The sequence below is a fragment of the Planomonospora algeriensis genome (assembly GCF_977012225.1).
Window position 1 is genome coordinate 1 of record NZ_CDRNDK010000253.1, and the last position, 9222, is coordinate 9222.

Here is a 9222-nt window from a genome sequence, read left to right on the forward strand (position 1 = left end):
AGCCTAGCGATCAGATCAGCCGACTCCCTGTCGCATTTGACTTGACACCTTCCGCTTCTCGCTGTGCCGCGGGTCAGGTCCACCAGTCCCGTTCGGGCAGCTTGAGCCATATGTCGGGCTGTTCGGTGATCGATCGGGTGTCGGCCGGCCGCAGGCCCGCGCCGGCGAAGCAGTAGGCCACGGCTCGGCCGTGGTAGAGGTAGGTGGCGAGGATCTCCTCGGCGGGCTCGTCGGCGGAGACGCTGCCGCCGCCGGGGTGGGTGTCCCACTCCTCGATGACGCCGTCGCGGGCGACGGCTCCCTGGTTGCCGCTCTTGGGGTTGGCGTACATCGCGTGGCAGACGGTGCCGGCCGACAGGCGCTCCATGACGCCGGGGTTGGACGCGCTGTACGCCCACGGCTGGAAGACGACGCATCCGCCGGGCACGTCCGTGACGCCGAGGACGGCCAGGCTGTCGTCCTCATCTTCCCAGGGGTCCTCCAGGAACGCTTCGACTTCGTCGTCATCGGCCGGTACGGCCTCCAGCCGCCGTGCCGCCTCGGCCGCGGTGATGCCGGCCACGCAGGCGACGCTGAAGCCGTCGTGCTCCAGGCGTCCCAACGCGGCGATCAGGTGCCTGGCCTCGGCTGCGGCGGCGGTCTCGGCGGCGGACAGGCCGGCCACGCCGTCGGGAAGAGGGAACAGGTCGGGCGTGGGGCCGGCCAGGCTGAGCCGTCCAGGGGACCAGCCGTTCATCATCGGCCGCCACGGGTCGGCTCCGGCGGCGACCAGGGCGCGGGCGTTGCCGGGCCGGTCGTTGAAGACGGCCTCCCAGAGGGCGGTACGGCCCTCGTGCTCCGCGTCGACGTCGTCGACGCGCCGGGCCAGTTCCGCGACCACCTCGGGTGAGCCACGCTCGGCCGCCACGTGCAGCGGCGGTCCGAGGAAGGACACCTCTGAATTCGGGTCGGCGCCCGCATCGAGCCGGGCGCGGATCACACTGAGATTCGTCCAGCTGTCCCAGCCGATGCCGGACCATCCGGTTTCGTCGTTGGCGACCATGGCACTCCTTGGGGATATACGGGATATATGAGTGCTGATCGTGGCGTACCGGGCTGACAGATTCGGGTTGGGACCGCAGTCGACAACGGAAAGGCGGCATCCTCCGGCTGTCTGATCGGGAGCTATGCGGTCGGCTCTTCAGAGGGGAGGCTTCGGCTGTCGTCGCTCACCGTGCGGCCCTCCTCTTCCGCGGCCGCGCTGCCAGGGTGCAAAGCGTAGTCTCGCGTCCATGAACGACAAGAGCCCGCTCATCACGCACGTCGGCTGGGGCCGGATGGTGGTGGAAGGCATCGGCGAAGGTAAGGACTTCAAGCTCTACCCGGGCGGGGGCCGCCCCTGGGACTGGAAGGAGACCGGCACCGGGCACTCGTCCGGCATCCAGCCCGCCGACGTGCGCGAGCTGCTCGACCGAGGCTCTCAGGTCGTCGTGCTGTCCCGCGGCATGCAGCTGATGCTGCAGGTCTGTCCCGAGACGCTCAGCGAGCTGGCGGACAAGGGCATCGAGGTGCACGTGGAAGAGACGATGTCCGCCGTCAGCCGCTACAACGAGCTGGCCGCGGCGTCGGTGGCCGTGGGCGGACTCTTCCACTCGACCTGCTGAGCACGGCTCTGGGCGGATGCGACGGTATCGGCATCGTCCGGAGCCTCCGACCGTGCCGTGCCTGCCGGGCACCGGAATCCCGGTCACGGCATGGTGCGCCCACGATGAACGGAGAACGACCGCCACTGCGGTCGCAATGGACACTGTCGTCTTTCTCTGTGTCGCCGACATTAAGCGAAAATGGCTGATATATACAGTCTGCGGAGCTTTAGAGCGGAGCGAGGAGCGAGCCTATGGCGGGCGGTGCAGAGCTTGGTGCTGAAGGGCTCGATCGAGTGATCGAGCAGGCGCGGCAGGCACTGGTGTCCGCCCAGGACCTCGGTGACGGTTCGGCCGATGGCACATCCGGCAGGCAGGGCATGGCGCTCCAGGGGGAGGGCGCGGCGGCCCAAGGGCGGGTGCGGGCCACGGTCGCGCCCGGCGGACGGCTCGCGTCCCTGACGGTCGACCCGCGCCTGATGCGGGCCGGTTCTGAGGAGATGTGCGCGGAGATCGTCAAGGCCGTGAACGCGGCCGTCGACGATCTGCGGGTGAAGGCGGTCGAGCAGGCCGGCGCGTCTCCTGACGTGGAGGAGTTGTCGTCGACGCTGCTCACCCTGCAGCAGGAATCGGTGCGCCAGATGGAGCAGTTCACTCAGGCGATCAGCGACGTCGTCCTGCGGTTCGAGAGGCGCGCATGAGCCCCCGATCCGATGACGTGATGGAGTTGCAGGCGGGGAGCCTGCAGTTCGCGGGCTCGGGCCTGCATTCGGCGATGAAGGACCTGAGCGACCACTGGACGGCGCTGGGCGACGCGCTGAATGCGCTCGAACCCATGGTGGGCGAGGACCTCATCAGCCAACTCATCGGCGCGTCGTACAAGGGGATCCGCGAGGCCGCAGATGAGACGCTCCGCTCGGTGATGAGCGGCCTGCAGGGCTACGGAACGGGCGTGCACCAGATGGCCGCCAACCGCTCGATCGCGGAACAGCGCGCCATCGTCGCCCTCGGGCCGGAGACCCCGGCATGAGCCTGCAGTTGCCGGGGTGGGCGGCCGCACTGCTGGAAGACCTCGGATACTGGTGGACGAACGCCGACGAGTCGAAGCTCGGCCAGGCGGGTGTCTTGGTCGTGGACGCCGAGCCGCTGCTCGACGCGGTACGGGATCTCGCGCGGGTGTCGGCCGCCAAAGTGTGGAATGACAACGCCGGTGACGGGGTCAACGCTTTCCAGACCGCCTGGGATGTCGACGACGCGCCGGATGCCGTGCTCTCCGACGCCACGACCGGCATGCTCACCGTGGGCGCGGGACTGTTCGTCTCGGGAGCGATCGTGCTGGCCCTCAAGACCCATGTCCTGGTCCAGCTCGTCTCGCTGGCCACCGCGATGATCCGGGCGATCGCCGCCGCGGGGCCGACCCTGGGCGCCTCTCTGCTGCAGATACCGGTGTTCAAGGAACTCACCGGACGGCTGATCGGCCTGCTGATCGCCATGGCCGCCGCCCCGCTCATGGACTGACATGGCGGCGAGAGGAGGAAGGGGGGCATCCCGCGCGGTCGGGGGGCTCTTCGGCAGACTCGGGGCGCGTTTCTTCCGCAGGTCGGGGAGCGCGCAGGCGGCGGCCACGCCCGGTCCCGCGGCGGTGGCGAACGACATCCCGATTCGTTACGACCTGACGGGACCGCAGGCCAGGAACTCACTGACCAATCTCATCACCGACAGTCCCACCCGCCTGGACGATTTCCGGCCCGGCTCTGGATTCTCCGGGGTGTACGACCACGGTTCGCGCCGGTTCCTCGCCTATCCGAGCGGCGACTCGACGCTGCGGTCCGGAGCGGTGCCCGAGAACGCGGTGCCGCGCTACGGTGGGCACTACGACGTCAACTCCATCTTCACGCGCATCACGGGGACGGCCCCGGACAGGAGCGTCGGTTTCACCGCGATCCTGCGTGAGGACGGGTCCATCGGCATGCACTGGGTTTCCAGATCGGTCAACGGGGCCAATCCCTCGTTCCAAGGCGTCGAGGTGCCCGAGCATCTGCGAGGGCCGATCATGGAGCTCATCCGGCAAACCACCAACCGACAAGTTTGGCCTACTCGGTGAACAGTAACGTGATCAATGGGTTGCCCCTTCCGGAGGCGCTTCTCGCGGCCATGAGTGAGGGCCGGTGGACGCCACCGGATTCCGCCGTCCTGGCGAAGGTGTTCGGCGAACAGCCTGAGGAACCCGCTTTTTACTCCCTTGAGCAGATGGAATTCGAGAACCGCCATTGGCTGGCACGTACGGGACCGCTGTTCCTGGGCACGCCCGAACCCGCGCAGCCGCCCGGCGACCTCGACCCCCGCAGCTCGCTCATCATCGGTGACCTGGGACCCGACATGCCGTTCGCACTCGACTACCGACCCGCCGCCGGCCCCGCGGTCGTGTACCGCAAGGCCGATGGCAAGTGGGTGATGGTCGCCCCCTCGGTGGACCGGCTCCTGTCGCGCCTGAGGGATTGAGGCCGAGGTCCGCCCGGTCGTTCCAGCCGACACCGAGCCGCCCGGATCCGTCGTCGACGACCATGGCACTCCTTCGCCGCGACACCTGACGGCACCGGTCGGCATCCGGCGATCAGGAGCGGCACGCCCGACCGGGGTTCGCATCGAAGGAGCCAGGGGTTCTCGAACCCCTCATCTCCGTCCAGGCCGGAGACCGCTTCCGGGAGCGCGGCCTGCTGCGTTGCCGGGCCGGCCGGGTGACCATGACGCGTGCTGGCAGGATGGGAGCCGTGATGGGAGAAAGCGCCCTTGAGTTCATCCGTCTCGGGGATGAGGAGAACCGCCTCGTCGTGAAGGTGCTCGGCCGGCATCAGCCCGGTGTGCTGTCCGGCCACGACTACCTCGATGCCGAACTCGTCGTGACGACCGGGTTCGCCGGCGGACGCCTGACGACCTGTCTCCTGCCCGACGACCTGGACGACTGGGCGAGCGCCCTGGACTCGTTGGCGGCCGGGCGGGAGGTGTGCTGGCTGGAGTCCGGCCGCACCCCCGAGGTCGTGATCCAGCCGAGCGGGCAGTCGGGTGGGGCGGTGGTGACGGTGAAGGATCATCCGGCGTCCGGAGCCTGGGTCCGCATGCCGGTACGGCTGACGGACGGGTGGATCCCCGAGCACCGTGATCGACTGGAGCAGGTCAAGGAGACTTGGCCACGTGAGGTCGAGGAGACTTCGCCGGGTGTGTATGTACGGCGCAACCGCTCAGCCGCTCCACCTTCTTGATCGTCTGACTGATGCGTCCCGGAGCGAGCCGCAGGCGTTCGGCGGTGCGTGCGAGGTGCAGTTCGTCGGCGAGCACCGGGAGCATCTGGATCTCGTGCCGTTCCAGCATCGCGGCCCCGTCGTTGAGCCCGGCTAAACGTCCCTTCGCTGATCGCACGTTGATGCGGGCCGTCGTCACATGGAATCGTCTACTCCCGGAAATGCAGTGGGAGGCATCGCGCGCCGATGAGGTGGATCGACGGCGGCGATGAACGACCGGAGCAGGACTGATCGGCGGCCCTGCTCGTACGCAGCCGTACGAGCAGGGGGCGCCGCGGCCCGACGGTCCCATGATGAACGGAGAGACGCATGTCGTTCCAGGCGTACTTGGACAACATCGAGGAGAAGACCGGCCTCACCCCGCGTGAGTTCATCGCGCTGGCGAAGGAACGCGGTCTCGACGACCCGTCCGTGAAAGCGGGCGCGATCATCGATTGGCTGAAGCAGGACTACGGCCTCGGGCGTGGACACGCGATGGCGCTGGTGCATGTGATCAAGAACGGGCCGAAGATCGACGCCAAGCACGTCGGCAGCTCCGGTTCCCACCGCGACGAGTCGGACACGCTCTGGCTGGACGGGAAGAAGAACCGGCCCTGACCCGGCCGCCGGGCGCCGTGACCGGCGACGGCGGCGGCGGCCGTACGGTGAAGACGCGGGAGCACGCGGCCTGCCGGGAGCGGACCGCCTGCTCAGTCGATGACCGCGGTGGCCTCGATCTCGACCAGGTGCTCGGGCACGTCCAGTGCCGCGACGCCCAGCAGCGTGGCCGGCGGCACCGGGGTGACGCCCAGCTTCGAGGTCGCCCGGGCGATCCCCTCCAGCAGCAGGGGCATCTTGTCGGGGGTCCAGCCGACGACGTGGACGGTCAGTTTCGCCACGTCGTCGAAGGAGCCGCCGGACCCGGCCAAGGCGGTGCCGATGTTGAGGTAGCACTGCTCGACCTGGGCGGCGAGGTCGCCTTCGCCGACCGTCGCTCCGTCGGCGTCCCAGGCGACCTGCCCGGCGATGAAGACCAGCTTCGAACCGGTCGCGATCGACACCTGCCGGTAGACGTCGACCTCCGGCAGTCCTTCGGGGTTCATCAGGGTGACGGCCATGTCGACTCCTCGTAGTGAGAGCCCGTGGGCTCGCTTGCACCGGACCAAGCCGCTCTTGGTCTCTTGTGGTTACTGGGGAACTGTAGGAGAGTGTGGGCTGACATGGAAGAACGCACTTTTCGGTGACTGAGGAACCTCATGGTGACCAAGCAGTTCAAAGACTCGACCGAGGACGCGGACCTGGCGCGCGCGGACTCCCTGGCGCGGGAGATCTTCTCGGACATCGCCAACAAGTGGGCGCTCCTGATCATCGAGGCCCTGGGTGGGGGCACCCTGCGCTTCGGCGAGCTGCGGGACGGGATCGAGGGCGTCAGCCACAAGATGCTGACCCAGAACCTGCGCATGCTGGAACGCAACGGCATGGTCGAGCGGAACGTGCACCCCACCGTGCCGCCGCGGGTCGAGTACACCCTCACCGAGGCCGGTCGAGCCCTGCAGAAGACGGTCGACGGAATGTGCGACTGGACCCGCCGGTATCTCGGTCACATCGAGGAATCGCGTCGCCGCTTCGAGATGTGACGAGCGGAGCGCGCACACGACCGCTCGGCCACCACGGCCGATGCCCGTCCCTCGGTCCGGGCCCTTTCCGCCGCGCCTTCCGCGGCGCGCGTCCGTATGCCAGCCTGTCGGCATGATCGAACTTCGGCGGGTGTGGTTGATCCGGCACGGGCAGAGCGAATCGAACGCCGGGCTGCCGACGAACGGACCGGGCACGGCCCCGCTCACGGCGCTCGGGCGGGAACAGGCGGCGCGGACGGCCGCGGCCTTCACCGCCCCGCCGGACCTCGTCGTCAGCTCGCCGTTCGTCCGCGCACGGCAGACCGCCGAGGCGACCGTCGCACGGTTCCCCGGGGTGCCGTACGAGGAGTGGCCGGTCGAGGAGTTCACCTACCTGGGCGCGCTGCACGGGCCGCGGACCACGAAGGACCAGCGCAGGCCCTTCGCCGACGCCTACTGGGAGCGCGCCGACCCCGCCTACGTCAACGGCGGCGACGGCGAGTCCTTCAGGATGCTCATCATCCGCGCCCGCGCCTTCCTGGACCGGCTGGCCGCCCGCCCGGAGGAGGGCCTGATCGCGGTGTTCACCCACGGCCTCTTCATGAAGGCCGTGATCTGGTCGCTGTTCACCGGGACCACCGACCCCGACGACGAGGCGATGCGCGGCTTCCGCCGGTTCAACGGGGCGTGCGACGTCCCCAACTGCGTCGTCACCGAGCTGTGGCGTCCGAGCGGGCCGTACGGGTTCCGTGTCGTCGGCGGCGGGACGGCGCATCTGGGCGAGCTGTCCGGCACCGATGCCGAGACCTCCCCCATGGTCCTGGACTAGCGGGCGGAGCCCTGCCCTCCGCCCTCGCCGCCTCTCCCGGCATGCGCAGAAGGCGACGGCCGGATGTCCGGCGACCGGCTCCCCTGGGCACTGCTACCGGGCGGGCGCTTGCCAGGCCGGAACCCGAATTGGATAGCAGTACTATCGTCCGTTGGTTAGTGTTGCTATCCAAAGGAGGGTGAGTTCCGTGACCGTGATCGTTCTTCTCGTGTCCGCCCTGGTCTTCCGTCTGTCGGGTGCGCTGTTCGGCCTGGCCCGCTTCGCCGCCTGGCGGGTGAGCGCCGGGCACGGCCTGGCCGCCATGCTTGTGATGACGGCCAGTGCCCATTTCGTCCCGTCGGACGTGACCTTCATGCCGAACCGCGCCGACATGGTGGCGATGGTCCCGCCGTTCGTCCCGTTCCCCTCCCTCGTGGTCTACCTGACCGGCGTCCTGGAGCTGGCCGGCGCGGTGGGACTCGTGCTCCCCGCCACCCGCCGGGCGGCCGGGATCTGCCTGGCCCTGCTCTTCGTGCTCATGCTCCCCGCCAACGTCCACGCCGCGCTGGCCGAGGTGACCCTGGCGGGGGAGGCGGCGACGCCGCTCTGGCGGCGCGTCCCCGAGTAGATCCTCTACATCGGAGTGGCGCTCTGGACGGCGGAGGCCGTGAGAGGACGCTCCGCAGGCCGTACGGCCTCCGCGGGCGATGCGTCGGTCTAGCTGAGGCTGACCCGGTGGCTCCCATCAGAGGCGTTCCTGGCGGGGCAGGACGACCTCGCGGACGATGAGCAGGACGGCCGCGGCCATCGGGATGCCCAGCAGGGCCCCGACGACGCCGAGCAGGGCGCCGCCGAGCAGGGCGCCGACGATCGTGGCCAGCGGCGGGACGTCGACCGAGCTCTTCATCACCCTCGGCGCGATCAGGTAGTTCTCGACCTGCTGGTAGAGGGTGAAGAAGACGACGCAGACGATGCCCACCGTGGGGGAGACGAAGAACCCGACGAGGGAGGCCACCCCCGCGCCGATGAAGGCGCCGACCAGGGGGATCAGGTCGGTCAGCGCCACGATCAGGGACAGGGCCAGCGCGTACGGCACCTGCATGATGCTCAGGAAGACGAAGGTCGTCACGCCGGCGATCAGGGAGACGATCAGGTTCCCCGCGACGTAGCCGCCGATGCGCTGGATGATCTCGTCGCCGAGCAGGCGGGTGCGGGTCCGGCGGGACCGGGGGACCATGCGGTAGCCCATCTCCTTGATCGAGGTGAGCGAGCCGAGGAAGTAGAGCGTGAGGACCAGCACGGTCAGGGAGTTGAAGACCGCGCCGAGCAGGACCGTGCCGAGGCCGAGCACCCCGCCGAACATCTGGGTGCCGAAGTCGCCGCTGGTGACGTACTGCTGGAGTTTCTCCAGCAGTTGGAAGCGCTGGTCCAGGTCGCGGATGAGCGGGTGGTTCTGCAGCTCCTGGACGTACGTCGGGACGTTCTCCACGAACTCGGCGGACTGCGTGGTCAGCGGGGGCACGACCGCCAGGCCGAAGACCGCGAAGACGGTGATGACGCCGAGGAAGACCGTCGTGATCGCGAGCCAGCGCGGCAGGGTGCGGCGCTGGAGCGCCTCGACGGCGGGGTTGAGGCCGACGGCGAGGAAGAGTGAGACCACGATGAGGACCAGCACCGACCCCGCGCTCGCGACGGCCTGCACCAGCCACCACGCGGTGAGCACGCCGAGGGCCGCGGTGAAGCCGAACACGAACGGGTTGTCCCGCATGGAACGGCCGGGCCGCCCGAAGGGGGCGTCGGCCGCCGACGCGCCGGTGGTGGGCGCCGACGCTCCGGTGGGTACCGCGGCGAGGTCGTCGAGGCCGGGAGGAGCGGCCGCCGGGGTCGGCTGGGAGGCG

Annotated in this window: 14 protein-coding genes; 11 read left to right on the forward strand and 3 right to left on the reverse strand. The window is 69.2% G+C overall.

The window, feature by feature from the left end; translation table 11 throughout:
* Window positions 1-73 precede the first annotated feature (73 nt).
* Entirely contained in the window at window positions 74-1042 is a 969-nt protein-coding gene (locus tag ACWJ6R_RS23050) for an ankyrin repeat domain-containing protein (protein ID WP_449064222.1), read from the reverse strand.
* A 229-nt stretch (window positions 1043-1271) separates the two neighbouring features.
* Between ACWJ6R_RS23050 and ACWJ6R_RS23055 the strand changes: the two genes are divergently transcribed.
* The 8 genes from ACWJ6R_RS23055 to ACWJ6R_RS23090 all read left to right on the forward strand — a co-directional run bounded on the left by ACWJ6R_RS23055 (window position 1272) and on the right by ACWJ6R_RS23090 (window position 5518).
* A complete protein-coding gene (locus tag ACWJ6R_RS23055) occupies window positions 1272-1643 on the forward strand; it encodes an Mth938-like domain-containing protein (RefSeq protein WP_449064223.1) in 372 nt (123 codons plus the stop codon).
* Window positions 1644-1876: 233 nt separating this feature from the next.
* A complete protein-coding gene (locus ACWJ6R_RS23060; RefSeq protein WP_449064224.1) occupies window positions 1877-2323 on the forward strand; it encodes a YbaB/EbfC family nucleoid-associated protein in 447 nt (148 codons plus the stop codon).
* A 20-nt stretch (window positions 2324-2343) separates the two neighbouring features.
* Window positions 2344-2652 carry a hypothetical protein gene (locus ACWJ6R_RS23065; RefSeq protein WP_449064225.1) on the forward strand — a complete coding sequence of 103 codons (309 nt, stop codon included), beginning with the start codon at window positions 2344-2346 and terminating at the stop codon, window positions 2650-2652.
* Entirely contained in the window at window positions 2649-3140 is a 492-nt protein-coding gene (locus tag ACWJ6R_RS23070) for a hypothetical protein (protein ID WP_449064226.1), read from the forward strand. The genes ACWJ6R_RS23065 and ACWJ6R_RS23070 overlap by 4 nt, the downstream gene beginning before the upstream one ends.
* 124 nt (window positions 3141-3264) lie before the next feature.
* A complete protein-coding gene (locus tag ACWJ6R_RS23075) occupies window positions 3265-3726 on the forward strand; it encodes a hypothetical protein (protein ID WP_449064227.1) in 462 nt (153 codons plus the stop codon).
* A complete protein-coding gene (locus ACWJ6R_RS23080; RefSeq protein ID WP_449064228.1) occupies window positions 3723-4124 on the forward strand; it encodes a hypothetical protein in 402 nt (133 codons plus the stop codon). The genes ACWJ6R_RS23075 and ACWJ6R_RS23080 overlap by 4 nt, the downstream gene beginning before the upstream one ends.
* Window positions 4125-4396: 272 nt before the next feature.
* Window positions 4397-4882 (forward strand): DUF5959 family protein, encoded by a 486-nt coding sequence (locus tag ACWJ6R_RS23085; protein WP_449064229.1) that lies wholly within the window; start codon window positions 4397-4399, stop codon window positions 4880-4882.
* A gap of 348 nt (window positions 4883-5230) precedes the next feature.
* Complete coding sequence (locus ACWJ6R_RS23090; protein WP_449064230.1) at window positions 5231-5518, forward strand: DUF4287 domain-containing protein; 288 nt, start codon at window positions 5231-5233, stop codon at window positions 5516-5518.
* Window positions 5519-5610: 92 nt separating this feature from the next.
* On the opposite strand, the gene ACWJ6R_RS23095 is transcribed toward ACWJ6R_RS23090, so the two are convergent.
* Entirely contained in the window at window positions 5611-6018 is a 408-nt protein-coding gene (locus ACWJ6R_RS23095) for a RidA family protein (protein WP_449064231.1), read from the reverse strand.
* A 138-nt stretch (window positions 6019-6156) separates the two neighbouring features.
* Here ACWJ6R_RS23095 and ACWJ6R_RS23100 point away from each other — a divergent pair, with 138 nt between their 5' ends.
* From ACWJ6R_RS23100 to ACWJ6R_RS23110, 3 genes are all read left to right on the forward strand, one after another.
* Window positions 6157-6537 (forward strand): winged helix-turn-helix transcriptional regulator, encoded by a 381-nt coding sequence (locus ACWJ6R_RS23100; RefSeq protein WP_449064232.1) that lies wholly within the window; start codon window positions 6157-6159, stop codon window positions 6535-6537.
* A 112-nt stretch (window positions 6538-6649) separates the two neighbouring features.
* Window positions 6650-7345 carry a histidine phosphatase family protein gene (locus ACWJ6R_RS23105; protein ID WP_449064233.1) on the forward strand — a complete coding sequence of 232 codons (696 nt, stop codon included), beginning with the start codon at window positions 6650-6652 and terminating at the stop codon, window positions 7343-7345.
* A gap of 187 nt (window positions 7346-7532) precedes the next feature.
* Entirely contained in the window at window positions 7533-7952 is a 420-nt protein-coding gene (locus ACWJ6R_RS23110) for a DoxX family protein (RefSeq protein WP_449064234.1), read from the forward strand.
* Between the two features lie 117 nt (window positions 7953-8069).
* Here ACWJ6R_RS23110 and ACWJ6R_RS23115 read toward each other — a convergent pair.
* Window positions 8070-9222 (reverse strand): AI-2E family transporter (locus tag ACWJ6R_RS23115; RefSeq protein WP_449064235.1); only part of this gene is annotated, 1153 nt, incomplete at its 5' end.

What these genes read in the sequence shown, in the direction of transcription:
- ACWJ6R_RS23050 (WP_449064222.1), bottom strand. Translation starts at nt 1,042, where the DNA reads ATGGTCGCCAACGACGAAACCGGATGGTCCGGCATCGGCTGGGACAGC.
- ACWJ6R_RS23055 (WP_449064223.1), top strand. Translation starts at nt 1,272, where the DNA reads ATGAACGACAAGAGCCCGCTCATCACGCACGTCGGCTGGGGCCGGATG.
- ACWJ6R_RS23060 (WP_449064224.1), top strand. Translation starts at nt 1,877, where the DNA reads ATGGCGGGCGGTGCAGAGCTTGGTGCTGAAGGGCTCGATCGAGTGATC.
- ACWJ6R_RS23065 (WP_449064225.1), top strand. Translation starts at nt 2,344, where the DNA reads ATGGAGTTGCAGGCGGGGAGCCTGCAGTTCGCGGGCTCGGGCCTGCAT.
- ACWJ6R_RS23070 (WP_449064226.1), top strand. Translation starts at nt 2,649, where the DNA reads ATGAGCCTGCAGTTGCCGGGGTGGGCGGCCGCACTGCTGGAAGACCTC.
- ACWJ6R_RS23085 (WP_449064229.1), top strand. Translation starts at nt 4,397, where the DNA reads ATGGGAGAAAGCGCCCTTGAGTTCATCCGTCTCGGGGATGAGGAGAAC.
- ACWJ6R_RS23090 (WP_449064230.1), top strand. Translation starts at nt 5,231, where the DNA reads ATGTCGTTCCAGGCGTACTTGGACAACATCGAGGAGAAGACCGGCCTC.
- ACWJ6R_RS23095 (WP_449064231.1), bottom strand. Translation starts at nt 6,018, where the DNA reads ATGGCCGTCACCCTGATGAACCCCGAAGGACTGCCGGAGGTCGACGTC.
- ACWJ6R_RS23100 (WP_449064232.1), top strand. Translation starts at nt 6,157, where the DNA reads ATGGTGACCAAGCAGTTCAAAGACTCGACCGAGGACGCGGACCTGGCG.
- ACWJ6R_RS23105 (WP_449064233.1), top strand. Translation starts at nt 6,650, where the DNA reads ATGATCGAACTTCGGCGGGTGTGGTTGATCCGGCACGGGCAGAGCGAA.